This is a genomic window from Enterobacter sp. MG-EB028 (assembly GCF_056673305.1).
This window is the reverse complement of the sequence record NZ_CP195080.1, coordinates 35,922-52,312: the sequence shown is the minus strand read 5'-3', so window position 1 is coordinate 52,312 and position 16,391 is coordinate 35,922. Positions and strand designations below refer to the sequence as shown.

Below are 16,391 nucleotides of genomic sequence, written 5' to 3'. Positions count from 1 at the left end.
GGCTTCCTTAGTGTTGTGTGGGATAGGCTGACGATTGCGAGCCGGGACCGTAGCGCCGCAACAGGATGCCGGTGATCAGGGCACCCACGGCCAGAACACCCGCCGCCACGTACATGACGACCGTATAGGCGTGGTCGAATGCGATTCCTGCCGCTTGACGCACGACAACACCATCGGCCCCCGCCTCGTTGGCAAAGACCAGCGCCGACGCCATGCTGTCGCGGGCCGCTTCCGAGGTTCCGGCGGGGAACACGACGTTGACCGTATAGAGGTAGGCCAAAAGACTTCCGAGAATTGTGACAGCGAACAGACTGCCAAACTCGTAGGACACTTCCTCGACCGACGACGCCATGCCGGCGCGATGCACAGGCACATTGCCCACAATAGCCGTTGATGCCACCGACATTGTTGCACCTACGCCGGCACCGGTCAGCGCCAGACCGGCGATCAGCCAGCCAAGGCCATGAGTGATGCCCCATGTCGCAAGCAGGACCGCCAGCGATCCCGCCGCAAGCCCGCCAGCTATAAGGATACGTAGGCCAATACGATGCAGGAATGCACCACCGAGCAGCGCAGTCGGCAATGATCCGAGCGCCGCCGCCGAAACCAGCATCCCGGCTTCCAGCGGCGTGAAGCCCGCAACGAGCTGGAAGCGTTGCGTCGTAGCAAGCTCAACACCGCCGATGGCGAACAGGGAGAACGCGGCCGCTAGAACGCCCGATGTGAACGCGGCATTGCGGAAGATCGAGAAGTCGAGCAGCGGGAACGGCAGGCGCAGTTGCCGGCGGACGAACAGCGCTCCGGCGAGGATGGCAACCAGCAGCGAAATAGCGGGGACGGCCCACGACTGCCCGGCATGGGCAGATTCCTTGATCGCGATCACAAAAGCCGACAGCGCCACCAATGCCTGAAACGACGACACCACGTCCCAAGGCTTGGTCGCATCGCCGGCCACCTTCGGCGCAACGATCAGCGCCGAAATGAAGGCAGCGACCACTACCGGCACATTGATGAGGAACACCGACCCCCACCAGAAATGGCCGAGCAGAAAACCGCCGATGATCGGTCCGAGCGCAGCGCCGACGACCGACAACGACCCCCAGATCGCAATGGCGATGTTGCGTTCCCGGTCATCCTCGAAGGTGACGCGGATGAGGGCGAGTGTCGCGGGCATCATCGCCGCCGCGCCGACCGCCAGAAAGGCCCGCGCCCCGATCAGGATTTCCGCTGTAGGCGAATAGGCCGCCACAATCGACGCGACACCGAACAGCACGAGGCCGATGAGGAACATGCGCCGGTGACCGATCCTGTCACCCAGCGTCCCGGTGCCGAGCAGCAGGCCGGCCATGACGAGGGGGTATGCGTTGATGATCCACAACCCTTGCGTTGCCGTCGCGCCAAGCTCGCGCGTCAGGGTAGGCAGGGCCGTGTAGAGGACCGAATTGTCCAGAACGATAAGCAGGAGACCGGCGGCGACGGTCACCAGAAGAACCCAGCGGTTCGAGTGGGCGGCAGGCATGATAGCACCATTCAGTGAGAGTAGCCAAACTTTACAGACAAGTTAGTAAAGTATCAAGCGCCTGCCCGTGAGGAACTTCAGACAATGGCCGACAGCGGGGCTTCGCATTCCGGGGCGCGATCAATTTGTCGCGAAATTCCTGATTTTTGCGACAAAATCGCCGGCGCTGATTTTGCAGGGAAAAATCTGTCGCAAAAATCAGGTGCGAAAGTCAAACTTGTGCGACTGACTTTCGCGACACGTCGCGGCCCGGATTCCGCGCCGCTGCGGACGTGGTGCAGGTTTCAGGATTTGCGCGACATAAGGGGCGCGAAGGAATTTAATTCTGGATCACCAGATCAAAAGACCTTGGCGGGCAGACGCGCTCGAAATAGTAGCTTTCAACATCGTCCCAAACAGCGTGCCACGCGGCTAAAAAGCCCTCCGCGCCCTGTTCGCGCGCAGCAGTCCGTTCATGCCGCACTTTGGTCGGCACATCCACGATCACGGCGAGGTCGATCAAATCCCGAAGGAACGGAGATGCGGAATAAGCTCCTTCGAGCAGAATCGTGGGCGCTGGCGCGACTTCGGTAAATTCGTTCTTGAGGCTGTAAGTGCCATCCGGGCCTAGTCCCTGCATGAAGTCGAAAGCTCGCCACTGTGCAGGTTCCCCCTTGCGTAGAGGCTCTATTGCCTCGCGAACGCGGTCCCACTCAAAAACGCGATTCAACCGCTCCGCCACGGTTTTGTGAGGCCACTCGGATTCGGGAACCTGCGTTTGATAGAAATCATCGAGCGTAACCAAGGCTATGTCGGTCAGCTTCGCCAACCTTGCCGCAATCGTTGACTTACCGGAGCCGCTTCCCCCGTCAAGCGCCACGACAACAGGACGTGCGAGTTCGGCGCGGAGGGCTTCTATTCTCTCAAGGGCTCTGTTGCAAAGATTGGCGGCAGTCAGAGGTAGGCTGTCGCTCTGCGCCGATCAGGCGGCTGCTGCGAAATGGTGGTTGAGCATGCCCATGGCCTCCGTCAGCGCCGAGGGCCCAATGCCAAAAGCTCTCTCCACAAGGCGCACCTCGCCCCTGATGCCGGGCTGCAGGCACCAGGGGCGAGCCTGTCCTTTGCGCAGGGCTCGCATGACTTCGAATCCCTTGATCGTGGCATAGGCCGTGGGGATCGATTTGAAACCGCGCACCGGCTTGATCAGTATCTTGAGCTTTCCGTGATCGGCCTCGATCACGTTATTGAGATACTTCACCTGCCGGTGGGCCGTCTCCCGGTCCAGCTTTCCTTCGCGCTTCAATTCGGTGATCGCTGCACCATAGCTCGGCGCTTTGTCGGTATTGAGCGTGGCAGGCTTTTCCCAGTGCTTCAGGCCTCGCAGGGCCTTGCCCAGGAACCGCTTCGCTGCCTTGGCGCTGCGGGTCGGCGACAGGTAGAAATCGATCGTGTCGCCCCGCTTGTCGACTGCCCGGTACAGGTAGGTCCACTTGCCCCGCACCTTGACGTAGGTTTCATCCAGGCGCCAGCTCGGATCAAAGCCACGCCGCCAGAACCAGCGCAGCCGCTTCTCCATCTCCGGGGCGTAGCACTGGACCCAGCGATAGATCGTCGTATGGTCGACCGAAATGCCGCGTTCCGCCAGCATTTCCTCAAGGTCGCGATAGCTGATCGGATAGCGACAATACCAGCGCACCGCCCACAGGATCACATCACCCTGGAAATGGCGCCACTTGAAATCCGTCATCGTTCCGTCCGTCCAATCTCCGCCAAGCATGCTCAAGCTTCACGATTTTTGCAACAGAGCCGCCGAAGGCGTGGAAACATCGGCGAGTCTTGATTTGTTGCGACAAGCGGACTGCGACACAGGACAAGGCTTCCTGTTCGCCAAGCCGATGCCGGCGGCGGCATTCGCCGTCTTCGTCAGTCAATGGAGGGGTGCCACCATGAATGCAAATGATCCGACTGCCACCAGTTGCTGCGTGTGCTGCAAGGAAATCCCGCTCGATGCCGCCTTCACCCCGGAAGGCGCGGAATACGTCGAGCACTTCTGCGGGCTGGAGTGCTATCAGCGCTTCCAGGCGCGCGCCAAGACCGGGAGCGAAACCGATGCCGATCCGAACGCCTGCGACTCATCACTGTCAGACTGAGGCATACCCTATCCTGATGTCAGGAGAAGCCACCCAGCAACGTCAGAATAGAGTTAACTTTTGTGTTTCTTGACACCTGCGGCGAAAGGTCATAGATTTCTTCCTGACACTTTCGTATTTGGAGGTATCTTGCAGGGTCAACGCATCGGCTACGTCCGGGTCAGCAGCTTCGACCAGAACCCGGAGCGGCAACTGGAGCATGTCGAAGTCGGCAGGGTGTTCACCGACAAGGCGTCGGGCAAGGACACCCAGCGGCCCGAGCTTGATTCGCTGCTGGCCTTCGTGCGCGAAGGCGACACCGTGGTGGTTCACAGCATGGATCGCTTGGCGCGCAACCTCGATGACTTGCGCCGCCTCGTACAAAAGCTGACCAAGCGCGGCGTGCGCATCGAGTTCGTCAAGGAAAGCCTGACCTTCACCGGCGAGGATTCACCGATGGCGAACCTGATGCTGTCGGTCATGGGGGCATTCGCCGAATTCGAGCGGGCCTTGATCCGTGAGCGGCAGCGCGAAGGCATCGCGCTCGCTAAGCAACGCGGAGCCTACCGAGGCCGAAAGAAGTCTCTGAGCGGTGAACAGATTGCTGAACTGAAACGGCGCGTCACGGCGGGCGAGCAAAAAGCGAAGCTGGCCCGTGAATTTGGTGTCAGCCGGGAGACCCTGTATCAATACTTGAAATTGGATCAATAAATATGCCTCGTCGTTCCATACTGTCCGCCGCCGAGCGGGAAAGCCTGTTGGCGTTGCCGGACACCAAGGACGACCTAATTCGACATTACACGTTCAGCGATACCGATCTCTCCATCATCCGCCAGCGGCGCGGGCCTGCGAATCGCTTGGGCTTTGCCGTGCAGCTCTGCTACCTGCGCTTTCCCGGAATCTTCCTTGGTGTCGATCAGGCGCCGTCTTTGCCCCTACTGAAACTGGTCGCCGACCAGCTCAAGGTCGGCGTCGAAAGCTGGGACGACTACGGGCAGCGGGAGCAGACCCGGCGCGAGCACCTGGTCGAGCTGCAAACGGTGTTTGGCTTCCAGCCGTTCACCATGAGCCACTACCGGCAGGCCGTGCACACGCTGACCGACCTGGCCATGCAAACCGACAAAGGCATCGTGCTGGCTAGCACCTTGGTTGAGCATCTGCGGCGACAGTCGATCATCCTGCCCGCGCTCAACGCCATCGAGCGCGCTAGCGCCGAGGCCATCACTCGCGCCAACCGGCGCATCTATGACGCCTTGGCCGAACCACTGTCGGACACGCATCGCCGCCGCCTCGACGATCTGCTCAGGCGCCGGGACAACGGCAAGACGACCTGGCTGGCCTGGCTGCGCCAGTCGCCGGTTAAACCGAACTCGCGGCACATGCTGGAACACATCGAACGCCTCAAGGCGTGGCAGGCGCTCGATCTGCCTTCCGGTATCGAGCGGTCGGTGCACCAGAACCGCCTGCTCAAGATCGCCCGTGAGGGTGGCCAGATGACGCCCGCCGACTTAGCCAAGTTCGAGCCGCAACGGCGCTACGCCACCCTCGTGGCGCTGGCCATCGAGGGCATGGCCACGGTCACCGACGAAATCATCGACTTGCACGACCGCATCCTGGGCAAGCTGTTCAACGCCGCCAAAAACAAGCATCAGCAGCAGTTTCAGGCATCCGGCAAGGCGATCAACGCCAAGGTGCGGCTGTTCGGGCGCATCGGCCAGGCGCTGATCGAGGCCAAGCAAGCTGGCCGCGATCCGTTCGCCGCCATCGAGGCCGTCATGTCCTGGGATGCCTTCGCCGAAAGCGTCACCGAGGCGCAGAAGCTCGCTCAGCCCGATGACTTCGATTTCCTGCACCGCATCGGCGAAAGTTACGCCACCTTGCGCCGCTACGCGCCGGAATTCCTTGCCGTGCTCAAGCTGCGGGCCGCACCCGCCGCCAAGAACGTGCTCGATGCCATCGAGGTACTGCGTGGCATGAACACCGACAACGCCCGCAAAGTGCCTGCCGATGCCCCGACCGACTTCATCAAGCCGCGCTGGCAGAAGCTGGTGATGACTGACGCGGGTATCGACCGGCGCTACTACGAGCTGTGCGCGCTGTCCGAGCTGAAGAACTCGCTGCGCTCGGGCGACATCTGGGTGCAGGGATCGCGCCAGTTCAAGGACTTCGAGGACTACCTGGTGCCGCCCGCGAAGTTCGCCAGCCTCAAGCAGTCCAGCGCATTGCCGCTGGCCGTGGCCACCGACTGCGACCAGTACCTGCACGACCGCCTGACGCTGCTTGAAGCGCAGCTTGCCACGGTCAACCGCATGGCAGCGGCCAACGACCTGCCGAATGCGATCATCACCGAGTCGGGCCTGAAGATCACGCCGCTGGATGCGGCGGTACCCGACACCGCGCAGGCGCTGATCGACCAGACAGCCATGATCCTGCCACACGTCAAGATCACCGAACTGCTGCTCGAAGTCGATGAGTGGACGGGCTTCACCCGCCACTTCACGCACCTGAAATCGGGCGATCTGGCCAAGGACAAAAATCTGCTGTTGACCACCATCCTGGCCGACGCGATCAACCTGGGCCTGACCAAGATGGCCGAGTCCTGCCCCGGCACGACCTACGCCAAGCTCGCCTGGCTACAAGCCTGGCATACCCGCGACGAAACCTATTCGACAGCGCTGGCCGAGTTGGTGAACGCCCAATTCCGGCATCCCTTCGCCGAACACTGGGGCGACGGCACCACGTCATCGTCGGACGGCCAGAACTTCCGAACCGGGAGCAAGGCCGAGAGTACCGGTCACATCAACCCGAAATATGGCAGCAGCCCTGGGCGAACCTTCTACACCCATATATCCGACCAGTACGCGCCGTTCCACACCAAGGTGGTCAATGTCGGCGTGCGCGACTCGACCTATGTACTTGACGGCCTGCTGTACCACGAGTCCGACCTGCGCATCGAGGAACACTACACCGACACGGCAGGCTTCACCGATCACGTCTTTGCCCTGATGCATCTCCTGGGCTTCCGCTTTGCGCCGCGCATCCGTGACCTGGGCGACACCAAGCTGTTCATCCCCAAGGGGGATACCGCCTATGACGCGCTCAAACCGATGATTAGCAGCGACAGGCTGAACATCAAGGCTATTCGTGCCCACTGGGATGAAATTCTGCGGCTGGCGACCTCGATCAAGCAGGGCACGGTGACAGCCTCGCTGATGCTTCGGAAACTCGGCAGCTATCCGCGCCAGAACGGCTTAGCCATCGCCCTGCGCGAGCTGGGGCGCATCGAACGCACGCTGTTCATCCTGGACTGGTTGCAAAGCGTGGAGCTGCGCCGCCGCGTCCACGCTGGACTGAACAAGGGCGAAGCGCGCAACGCGCTGGCCCGCGCCGTATTCTTCAACCGTCTGGGCGAAATCCGCGACCGCAGCTTCGAGCAGCAGCGCTACCGGGCCAGCGGCCTCAACCTGGTGACGGCGGCCGTCGTGTTGTGGAACACGGTCTATCTGGAGCGCGCAGCACATGCGTTGCGTGGCAACGGGCATGCTGTCGATGACGCGCTATTGCAATACCTGTCGCCGCTCGGCTGGGAACACATCAACCTGACCGGCGATTACCTCTGGCGCAGCAGCGCCAAGATCGGCGCGGGCAAGTTCAGGCCGCTACGACCGTTGCAACCGGCTTAGCGTGCTTTATTTTCCGTTTTCTGAGGCGACCCCTTCATCAGATTCCGGATTTCAGTCCCGTCCGGTTCTGGCTGGGCTTCACGGCAGGCCACGCTAATCCCCTCTTCCGTCCAGACCAGCAGGACCAGGGGTTCGTCAAAGGTGAACATGTTTTCAAGCTGTACACAAAGTTCTTCGCGGGTTCCGTACATCGTTTTTTCTCTCTTGTAAGGGGTTACATGCCGGGCATCAGCCCGGCAGGGTCAGTCAGTCCTGAAAGGTTTCGTCCAGCACCAGGGCTTCGCGGTAGGCTTCAAGAAGCAGGGTGTTGATCCGGCGCAGGGTCTGCGCTGCCATACGTTCGGTAAGCGTTGCCGCGTCGTGCCGGTGCTGCGATTCGAGGCGGTTCAGCAGCATCCGCACGTCACACATGGCATTGCTGAGCGCGGCCACGTCCGCGCGCAGGTGTTCAAGGCCCGGGTAGTTCATGCCGCCTCCGGCCAGTCAGGGTAAAACGCGCCGTCATTGGCCGCCGGCATCCTTCTCGCCCGTTCAACCTGTGCCAGACGTCGGACGCCGGCGGCGTGGTACTGCTCAAGCATCTCGATCCCGATATAGCGGCGGCTGGCTTCGGCGGCGGCCACGCAGGTGGAGCCGCTGCCGGCGAACGGGTCAAGGACAATAGCCCCCGGGCGCGTGAGCGATTCGATCAGCGGTCGCAGGCTCTGCACCGGCTTTTCCGTCGGATGGTATCTGTTGCCCGTGTATTTCCAGGGGATCACGTCCGGGACAGGACGGTCCGGGGTTTGCGGCCTCCCCTTCGCCAGCAGGTAGGCGCTCTCATGTGTGTAACCCACGAACGTCGATTTTGAGGCGTAGCTCTTGGCAAAGACGATATGGCCAACCACCCGGAAGCCGGCCGCTTTCCACGCATTCAGAAACAGATCCGCGCGGTTCCAGGCATAGAAACTCACCATGAGGCTGTCATTTTTCAGCACGCGGTACATTTCATGACAGGCGGGCTGGAGCCATTCGGCAGAGTTGTCCCCCGCCAGGGTGCGGCCGGTACGATCCTTATAGCCAACCAGATACGGCGGATCGGTAAGAATAAAATCGACGGCACGCGCCGGAAAACGGGACATCACCTGCACGCAGTCACCCAGAATAAAACGGGACATAGACACACTCCTCTCTGATATGCGGCACCCTTTTGCGCCGTGCCGCCACAAAAACCCGGCGGAAAGCGGAGGGCGCAGGGGCGACGCCGCAAGCCGCAGCGCAAGCCTTTCACGGGCTGAATGCACCGTGAAAGGTGCGAACGGGTGAGGACGGAGACAACGTGAACCCTTGCGACCGCAGCGGCCGGGTTAGCGTGAAGGCACGGCGTTGAACACGCCGCCGGCTGGCGGCAATAAGGCGGAGGGAACCGACATCCTTTGTTACCGGTTCTGGTAGCTGATGAGTCTGTGAGGGTATGGCAGAATGCACGCTGATAATGGATTCGCGCCGTTATCTGACATGTGTGCCTTTGATTTCAGGATGTCCCCGGCCGGAGACGTCTTTTTTTTGAGTCGGATATATGGCAGGTGAAAGTGCGAAGTGATTATGTGATTATCAGCGCCGAAAACATCTTAAGGGTTTTCACCTGTAACGAATTGCATGACTTCTGGACACCCCCTCCCCGGATGGTGTCTTTTTTTCAACGCCTCTTCACGTGGCCGATACCCGACTTCGCAGACTGGCATGATGTATCAATCAGATTGCTGAATTTATCCTGTAATCTGGCTGCGTCGGACTGTTCATCAATGATGCTTTTTAACGCCTGGATGTGTTCAGGACTTTTATTGACAACAACCCGACACAGTTTCTCCTGAATCACGAGTATCCGCTCATTTTTCAGAGCCTCTTCATCCTTAAGTTTGCATAAAAACCGGTGCCAGAAATTACGGTAATGCGCGTTGATCAGCGCCATTTTATAACCCGTAAGAGCCTGGGATACCTCGGTCTCTACAGGATCAGTCGTACAGCCAAAAGGAAAATCGCTCATAATTAACTTTCTCCAGGAACTATTGTTCCGGGCAGATAAACTATCCTGACCAGCTTACCCGCCGACAGGATAACGACGAAACATTCTTTATCAATGAGGAGCGGCACCAATACGTCTGAGTGCATCCTGAACTTCACGAAGCCCAAAAATATCTTCCGGTGGCTGATCCTTTCCGGCCAGACTACAAACCGTAAAGACGGCATTTGATGCGGTCAGTCTCTCACGGTGCAGCGCCTGCAGTGCCACAATAACCAGTGTGCGTTAGTCTCCTGACAGTTCTTCAAGCTTCATACCGTTTCCTTCAGGTTAATGTTCAGATTCATCCCCGCCCCTTTGGTTTTTTCACGTCAAACGCCAGGAGAACCCCGAGGCCTATCAGCGAGGCGTAGCAGACCTGCATCGCGATTGTCACCGGCAGGGAGATATTATCAACCAGGACACCGGGAACCACGACGGCCACGCCTGCCAGTATCATTCCCCTGCCGGTCTTTTTGACCCGTTCCGGCCACTGAGATTCAGGCACATTCCGGGCGCGCAGAAAGTTATGAATGCACTGCTCTGCCTTCTGTTTAATCACTGACATGTTCTAGTCTCCAAATGCCCGTCGCATATTTTTCTTTATCCTGGTCGCTTCAGCGGATACCGGTGCGGCAGGCTCTGCTGGTTTCTCCGGCACTGCAGCCATTCTCACGTCAGCCGTACCGGCCATCTGCTGAACCAGAACCAGCAGCTCGCTGACCGTGCCGGGCGGTACCGGCATACTGGCCAGCAGACGCGGCAGCTCCGGTGCGGTCGTATGCAGGGCCAGACCGGTGATAATCAGGTTTCTCAGCAGCTCTCCGCGCAGGCGGGATGACACGCCCGTCAGCACACGCTCAACCCGTTCACTGCTCCGGTCATCCTGAAGCGTCAGGGTGTAACGCCGGCGCTGGTATTCCGTCTCCGGTGACATGGCCAGAGCCGCCACGCCACCGTCAGGCTCTTCAGGAAGTCCTGAGAGTGAAGACCAGGTGCCGGATACCAGCGCCATCACGGCACAAAGCCGGATGGCGCTCAGATGCCCGTCAAAGAACACCGGGATCAGCGCCGGTAAACGTGCATCAGTCTGGTACATCACCGCCCCGGCGGTAGCGGCGGTCCGGATGAAGTCACCGCGCAGGGGCTGTGAGATGGTGCTGATGGTCGCCATCGCCGCGATGTCGGTGCGATCGTCGCTGTGCAGATAGAAAGAATACTGGCCGTCCGGCACGTTTAGTCCTCTTTATTGTAAAGGGCAATCTCTCTGGCCAGCGCCAGCTGCGGATCGCCGATAACCTCGATACGGTCAGGAGCCAGAGGCCAGGCCTGACGGATAGCCTCTTCAATGAGGGATGCCCCTCCCCCGACCAGGAATACCCGGTTAACGTTCCTGAAGGCCGTCAGCTCACTGGTGACGCGCGCCCCCAGGGAAGTGATTGCCTCTGTAATTTTGATCAGAACATCGTCAATTTTTCCGGCATCGTTGATCACACGCTGCAGATACTGACGATCATTGCGGTTGCGGATGACCGTGTCAGCAATAAGCGCGCTGGTTTCGCTGTCTGCAGCCCGCAGAGCGCCTGCAGCTGCGCGGGTGACCTGTGACACGCCGACAGACGGATTGCCGTGTACCGCACTGATATCATCGAACTGTCCGACAATCACGCCGGCATCGAGCGTGGTTCCGCCGAGATCGATAATCAGGGTGGTCTCAGCGGGTCCGGGCTTCAGCTCCGCGAGACGAGAGAACGCCGCCGGCAGTGATTCCGGCATCACCTTCACGTCCGTTATGGTAAATGCCCTGCCCTTATTCAGAACCAGCTCACGCATCAGGTTTTCCCGTTTGCGTCGGATGTTCTCCTCGTTCCGCTGGCAGTCCCCGTCATAATACTCGCTCAGGGGCAACGTCACGGTCAGGCTCACCGGCTGCGGCTCAAGTCCGCTGTTCAGCAGGGCATGATGCACGGCCAGCAGGTTGAGATCACCGTACTGATATTCCACGTTTGTTGTCGGGATGGCATCTCGGCTGACGCTGTCCCAGGTGTATTTCAGCGTGCCCACCTGATAGTTGAACGTTGCGGCACTGAATTCCGCCACTTTCCAGCCATGCCGGAAGGAGTTAGCAGAAACCCGGGTCTGCAGCTCGTTTCCTTCAAACCATGCCAGCTTAACATTAGTTGAACCATCATCGCAGTAAATATTCATCATTATGCTCCGTCAATTAAACTCAATTTGATACATATTATAAGAGCAAAATGGAAAAACAAAAGCCTTATTTCTCATTATGAGCAATTTAAAAACCTCAAAATGATATTTACAAGCATTTTGAGTAACTTATATTACTCACCATGTTCATAGGGCAGGCGATCTGGATTATCCTCACGCTGTTAAATATACTGTATGTATAACCAGCATATTTAGACATCAGGAGGAAAGATGAAACTGCAGCTTTTCAGCACCGGGAAAGCACTCCCGCCACAGGCCCATCCGTTGTTTGCCGACCCGGCCAGCTGCGGTTTTCCCAGCCCTGCCGCGGACTATGTCGAGTCCGACCTGGATCTCCATGATTACTGCATACGGCATCCGAGCGCGACTTACTACCTCCGAGCCAGCGGTGACAGCATGTCCGACGGCAGTCTTTACAATGGCGATCTGCTGGTTGTGGACAGTGCAGAGAAGCCCCGGCACGGCGATATTGTTGTGGCCAGCGTGCAGGGGGAATTTACGGTTAAACGGCTTCTGCTGACGCCACGTCTGACGCTGCAACCCATGAACGCGGCCTGGTCCCCGATTTATCCCGATCCGGACGATCTGGATATCTTTGGCGTCGTCACGCACATCATCCACCGCCCGAGGGAGATGTACTGATGTTTGCCCTGGCAGATGTGAACAGCTTTTATGCCAGCTGCGAACGTGTTTTCCGCCCGGATTTGAAAGGAAAGCCGGTTGTGGTGCTCAGTAATAACGATGGCTGCGTAATCGCAAGAAGTGCCGAGGCAAAGCCCTGGATCAAAATGGGCACGCCGTGGTTTCAGATGAAAAATGAAAGGTACCCGGAAAAAATATACGCGTTCTCAAGCAACTATGAACTTTATGCCTCGATGTCAGCGCGCGTCATGAACTGCCTGGAGGAGCTGGCCCCCAGGGTGGAACAGTATTCGATTGACGAGATGTTCCTCGACCTGACCGGCGTTGAGCACTGCATGGACCTGGAGGACTTCGGCCGGCAGCTGCGTCAGCACGTGTATGACTGTACCCGTCTGACCATCGGCGTGGGTGCCGGGCCGACGAAAACCCTGGCAAAATCAGCCCAGTGGGCCTCAAAAGAGTGGAAACAGTTTCGTGGCGTGCTCGCCCTGACCCGGGGGAATCCTCAGCGAACGCGGAAACTGCTTTCACTGCAGCCGGTCGAAGAGATCTGGGGCGTGGGAAACCGTATTGCACGCAAGCTCAATGTTCTTGGCATCAGGACCGCGCTTGATCTGGCCCTGACGAACCCGGCCTTCATCCGGAAAAATTTCTCCGTCGTTCTCGAGCGAACAGTGCGCGAACTGAACGGGGAAAGCTGCATGTCGCTTGAGGAAGCACCGCCTACTAAACAACAGATCGTCTGCAGCCGCAGTTTTGGCGAGAAGATCACTGAATACGATTCGCTGCGCCAGGCTGTCTGTCAGTACGCAGAACGGGCCTCAGAAAAGCTGCGTAAAGAGCGCCAGTACTGCCGGCATATTTCCGTATTCATCAAAACGTCTCCGTTCGCCGTTAAAGAGCCTTACTACGGCAACGTGGCCACGGAGAAACTGCTTACCCCCACTCAGGACACCCGGGACATCATTGCGGCCGCCACAACGGCTCTGGAGCGTATCTGGAAGGATGGGCACCGGTATGCCAAAGCCGGTGTGATGCTGAATGACTTCACCGGCTCCGGCGTTTCGCAGCTGCAGCTGTTCGACGAACGTCCTCCACGTCCTCACAGCGCTGAGCTGATGAAGATTCTCGATGGCATTAATCATTCCGGGCTGGGACAGGTCTGGTTTGCCGGACAAGGGATAGCGCCATCATGGCAAATGAAACGCGACATGCTCTCCCCTGCGTACACCACCCGCTGGAAAGATATCCCCATAGCGAGGATCAGTTAAATTTCGCTTTTCAGAGAGAGCCAGTAGTGCTCGCCGCAGCCGAACGACAGGGCGAAGCCCGCGAGTGAGCGAGGAAGCACCAGGGAACTGCACTGACAAATTCTGCTTACGCTCGAATTCTAAAGGTTAGCTCCTTAAAGTTTATCCACTTATCCACGGACATATTTTTATAAGATCTTTTTAATAGGTTGTTAGGTTTACCTTTTTAGAACTCTTCTCAGCCCTTTATTCATGCGGGTTTGAGAAGGATCATTGTGACAATTTGCCCTTTCAGTGTGACAAATCACCCTCAACCTCCCTCTTAAAGGGTGACAGATTGCCCTTAACCCTGTGACAAATTGCCCTCATGATTTGCTGTATTCCACAAAGTTATCCCAACCTGTTGACTCTTTTTCAATTAGTGTGACAATCTAAATTCCTGTCACACTTTACACGGACCTGTCATGACGGAAGTTGCGGTTATCAACCATAAAAAACGTAAGAATAGCCCGCGAATTGTCCAGTCAAACGAACTGACTGAGGCGGCATACAGTCTTTCTCGCGATCAAAAGCGTATGCTTTATCTCTTTGTGGACCAGATCAGAAAATCTGACGGTACGCTCCAGGAGCATGACGGGATATGTGAAATTCAGGTCGCCAAGTATGCTGAAACCTTCGGGTTGACCTCCGCCGAGGCCAGCAAAGATATCCGTCAGGCTCTCAAGGGATTCGCGGGTAAAGAAGTGGTCTTTTATCGGCCTGAAGAGGATGCCGGGGAAGAAAAAGGTTATGAGTCCTTTCCCTGGTTCATCAAACGTGCCCATAGTCCCTCCAGAGGGCTTTACAGCGTCCATATTAACCCGTACCTCATTCCTTTCTTTATTGGCCTTCAGAACCGTTTCACACAGTTCCGACTAAGTGAAACGAAAGAGATCACAAATCCCTATGCCATGCGCCTGTACGAGTCACTATGCCAGTACCGTAAGCCGGATGGCTCTGGCGTGGTATCCCTGAAAATAGACTGGATCATGGAGCGCTATCAGCTTCCGCAAAGTTATCAGCGTATGCCGGACTTTCGCCGTCGGTTCCTGCAGGCGAGTGTCGATGAGATTAACAGCAGAACGCCAATGCGCCTGTCTTATATCGAGAAAAAGAAAGGCCGCCAGACGACTCATATAGTCTTTTCTTTCAGCGACATAATGTCGATCACACCTGAGTGAGCTTGAGGGTGATTTGTCACAATTAGCAGGGTGGTTTGTCACACTAGAGTTAAAGCTCTCAGGGTGATTTGTCACAGAAAAGTTTGCCTTCCTTTGCCCTGACTGGTTTTCAGGAACTAAATGGTACCTATTTTGTGCTTTAGAAACACTTAATGAGGGCAATTTGTCACACTTAGTTCAGTGCAGCTTGTCACATTTCCCCTCAGCCCTGAGTGTCGTTTGTCACACTTAAGAGCGCCCTTTCCACTTCTGGCTGAGGGTGTATTGTCACTATTTGAATTCAAAACCGCTGCCTGTAACTATTGGTGCATTTTCCCTGCACTAAAAATGTGTTTGAGCAGGCAGCTGTTAAATGTCCTGTCTGAATGTTCTGGCCAGCCCGGAGGATCAGTTAAGAGCACACCTTCCTGCTCCATCCAGCTATGTGTTTGTAGTTTACGCTCGACATACTCCTCGGATTCAGAGCCCATTGTTTCGATGATGAAAGTGGTAACTGTGTTTTCTTTGCTCGGAACCACATTCAGTATGAAGTCAGGATGAATGACCTCCTCCACCCCATTTTTAGTGCTTTTAGACGTAAAAAGTGGCTTGCTGAGGCTGATAGCATCCGGATGATTTTCCTGACGACCAGCATAGCTGCTGGCGTTTATTATTACCTTCAGTGTGTCGCGTTCTTTGTTGCTATCCACAGGCACAGGATTATCAAGCGTATACGCGGCATGCGCATAGCCCTCATGGCAGTAAACCTTACCATCCCTACCTCTGCGGTATTCCAGAATTGCCCAGTATGGGGCCCGACTGCCAGTGTTGTAGGTGCTTTCTCCATTGATACTGACTCGGGCTTCAGGCCTATGGATAAAAGTATTACTACGAACGCTAAAGGTTACTTCTTCCCGATTGGCATCGGTCGCAATACCAATGATATACACGCATGCCTCCTTATCACTGCTATCAGTCTGTAGTGAAATTTCCAGCTGAGTCAGCATGTCGTTAATCCGTTCGAGGGACAGCCAGGGCGCGCAACTGAACAGCATATTAAGCTGTCTTCCATTGCCCATTGTATGTTCATCCAGAACTTCTTTTATTCTATTGACCGAACCGACTAACCCCGGACTTTTATATTCAGGTACTAGTTCAAGTTGGTTCAGGCCAGCTGCCTGAATGAGAGTCAGCAATTTTCGGCCCAGAGCCGGAATGGGTTTAAGAGTTTTGCGTCTACGCTTACGGGGCACTACCGGCCCTTCCACAGCGTTGATTCTGTTGTCTTTCTTCTTGTCAGGTAACCAATCATTCCCGCCAACCGGATTTAATGGGCTGGTTTTTCCTTCAGTGATAGTGTTATCAGCATCCTTACTTTTCTTTAGCCTGAACAAAGGGCACTGTTCATCATGCTGTCTTGTCGTCTTGACGTGGCGTAACCTGGCAACGTTAACCTCGCAGTTAAAAGGACCTTCAATGTTCGGGTCATGTTCGACGCAATCACATTTTAACCACAGCTTACGGCGGTCCATTTCTTCAAGCACAGAATTTGCTATACGTAAATCAGCCTGAGCGGGTTTTCGACTGTTGCTGAAAACATGCAGCAATGCCTCTCTCTCTGCCAGATTCAGTTTCCTTTCAAGCCTTCCCCTTGGATTTTTTTTCCACACAAGGTCCATTGATTTACTCCTTCACTCAAAAGTGTGATTATGATATCAAG

16 protein-coding genes and 1 pseudogene are annotated in these 16,391 nt (G+C 56.8%); 6 read left to right on the top strand and 11 right to left on the bottom strand.

Features of this window, described 5'->3' with window-relative positions; translation table 11 throughout:
• Positions 1 to 7: 7 nt before the first annotated feature.
• From ACR42C_RS23355 to ACR42C_RS23345, 3 genes are all read right to left on the bottom strand, one after another.
• Positions 8 to 1,519 (bottom strand): MFS transporter, encoded by a 1,512-nt coding sequence (locus tag ACR42C_RS23355; protein ID WP_003830786.1) that lies wholly within the window; start codon positions 1,517 to 1,519, stop codon positions 8 to 10.
• A gap of 319 nt (positions 1,520 to 1,838) precedes the next feature.
• On the bottom strand, positions 1,839 to 2,327 hold the full coding sequence (locus ACR42C_RS23350; RefSeq protein WP_031668850.1) for a uridine kinase family protein: 489 nt from the start codon (positions 2,325 to 2,327) through the stop codon (positions 1,839 to 1,841).
• A gap of 153 nt (positions 2,328 to 2,480) precedes the next feature.
• A complete protein-coding gene (locus ACR42C_RS23345; protein WP_001389365.1) occupies positions 2,481 to 3,245 on the bottom strand; it encodes an IS6-like element IS6100 family transposase in 765 nt (254 codons plus the stop codon).
• A 61-nt stretch (positions 3,246 to 3,306) separates the two neighbouring features.
• Between ACR42C_RS23345 and ACR42C_RS23340 the strand changes: the two are divergent.
• From ACR42C_RS23340 to ACR42C_RS23330, 3 genes and pseudogenes are all read left to right on the top strand, one after another.
• A pseudogene (locus ACR42C_RS23340) lies at positions 3,307 to 3,648 on the top strand (DUF3330 domain-containing protein); the annotation flags it as partial.
• A 129-nt stretch (positions 3,649 to 3,777) separates the two neighbouring features.
• Positions 3,778 to 4,338 carry a recombinase family protein gene (locus ACR42C_RS23335; protein ID WP_003055107.1) on the top strand — a complete coding sequence of 187 codons (561 nt, stop codon included), beginning with the start codon at positions 3,778 to 3,780 and terminating at the stop codon, positions 4,336 to 4,338.
• Between the two features lie 2 nt (positions 4,339 to 4,340).
• Complete coding sequence (locus ACR42C_RS23330) at positions 4,341 to 7,310, top strand: Tn3 family transposase (protein ID WP_026383935.1); 2,970 nt, start codon at positions 4,341 to 4,343, stop codon at positions 7,308 to 7,310.
• On the opposite strand, the gene ACR42C_RS23325 is transcribed toward ACR42C_RS23330, so the two are convergent.
• The 7 genes from ACR42C_RS23325 to parM form a co-directional block, all read right to left on the bottom strand.
• On the bottom strand, positions 7,307 to 7,501 hold the full coding sequence (locus ACR42C_RS23325) for a hypothetical protein (protein WP_479985228.1): 195 nt from the start codon (positions 7,499 to 7,501) through the stop codon (positions 7,307 to 7,309). The two genes, ACR42C_RS23330 and ACR42C_RS23325, sit on opposite strands and share 4 nt — an antisense overlap.
• A 55-nt stretch (positions 7,502 to 7,556) precedes the next feature.
• Positions 7,557 to 7,778 (bottom strand): hypothetical protein, encoded by a 222-nt coding sequence (locus ACR42C_RS23320; RefSeq protein ID WP_013087144.1) that lies wholly within the window; start codon positions 7,776 to 7,778, stop codon positions 7,557 to 7,559.
• Positions 7,775 to 8,467: a DNA methylase gene (locus ACR42C_RS23315; protein ID WP_479985227.1), complete on the bottom strand. Its 693-nt coding sequence runs from the start codon at positions 8,465 to 8,467 to the stop codon at positions 7,775 to 7,777. Before ACR42C_RS23315 ends, ACR42C_RS23320 begins: the two co-directional genes overlap by 4 nt.
• Positions 8,468 to 8,988: 521 nt before the next feature.
• On the bottom strand, positions 8,989 to 9,336 hold the full coding sequence (locus ACR42C_RS23310) for a hypothetical protein (RefSeq protein ID WP_479985226.1): 348 nt from the start codon (positions 9,334 to 9,336) through the stop codon (positions 8,989 to 8,991).
• A gap of 319 nt (positions 9,337 to 9,655) precedes the next feature.
• The gene (locus ACR42C_RS23305) at positions 9,656 to 9,919 is read right to left on the bottom strand and encodes a hypothetical protein (RefSeq protein ID WP_479985239.1); all 264 of its coding nucleotides are present in this window, start codon (positions 9,917 to 9,919) and stop codon (positions 9,656 to 9,658) included.
• Between the two features lie 3 nt (positions 9,920 to 9,922).
• A complete protein-coding gene (locus ACR42C_RS23300) occupies positions 9,923 to 10,585 on the bottom strand; it encodes a plasmid partitioning/stability family protein (RefSeq protein ID WP_207120062.1) in 663 nt (220 codons plus the stop codon).
• Between the two features lie 2 nt (positions 10,586 to 10,587).
• Complete coding sequence (parM, locus tag ACR42C_RS23295; RefSeq protein WP_252076450.1) at positions 10,588 to 11,559, bottom strand: plasmid segregation protein ParM domain-containing protein; 972 nt, start codon at positions 11,557 to 11,559, stop codon at positions 10,588 to 10,590.
• Positions 11,560 to 11,790: 231 nt separating this feature from the next.
• Here parM and umuD point away from each other — a divergent pair, with 231 nt between their 5' ends.
• The 3 genes from umuD to repE all read left to right on the top strand — a co-directional run bounded on the left by umuD (position 11,791) and on the right by repE (position 14,692).
• Positions 11,791 to 12,222 carry a translesion error-prone DNA polymerase V autoproteolytic subunit gene (gene umuD, locus ACR42C_RS23290; protein ID WP_479985238.1) on the top strand — a complete coding sequence of 144 codons (432 nt, stop codon included), beginning with the start codon at positions 11,791 to 11,793 and terminating at the stop codon, positions 12,220 to 12,222.
• Positions 12,222 to 13,493, top strand: a complete 1,272-nt coding sequence (locus ACR42C_RS23285) for a Y-family DNA polymerase (RefSeq protein ID WP_479985237.1) — start codon at positions 12,222 to 12,224, stop codon at positions 13,491 to 13,493. Before umuD ends, ACR42C_RS23285 begins: the two co-directional genes overlap by 1 nt.
• A gap of 443 nt (positions 13,494 to 13,936) precedes the next feature.
• Entirely contained in the window at positions 13,937 to 14,692 is a 756-nt protein-coding gene (gene repE, locus ACR42C_RS23280; RefSeq protein ID WP_008502210.1) for a replication initiation protein RepE, read from the top strand.
• 299 nt (positions 14,693 to 14,991) lie between these two features.
• Here repE and ACR42C_RS23275 read toward each other — a convergent pair whose 3' ends face one another.
• On the bottom strand, positions 14,992 to 16,350 hold the full coding sequence (locus ACR42C_RS23275) for a hypothetical protein (protein WP_479985236.1): 1,359 nt from the start codon (positions 16,348 to 16,350) through the stop codon (positions 14,992 to 14,994).
• Between the last annotated feature and the right edge of the window lie 41 nt (positions 16,351 to 16,391).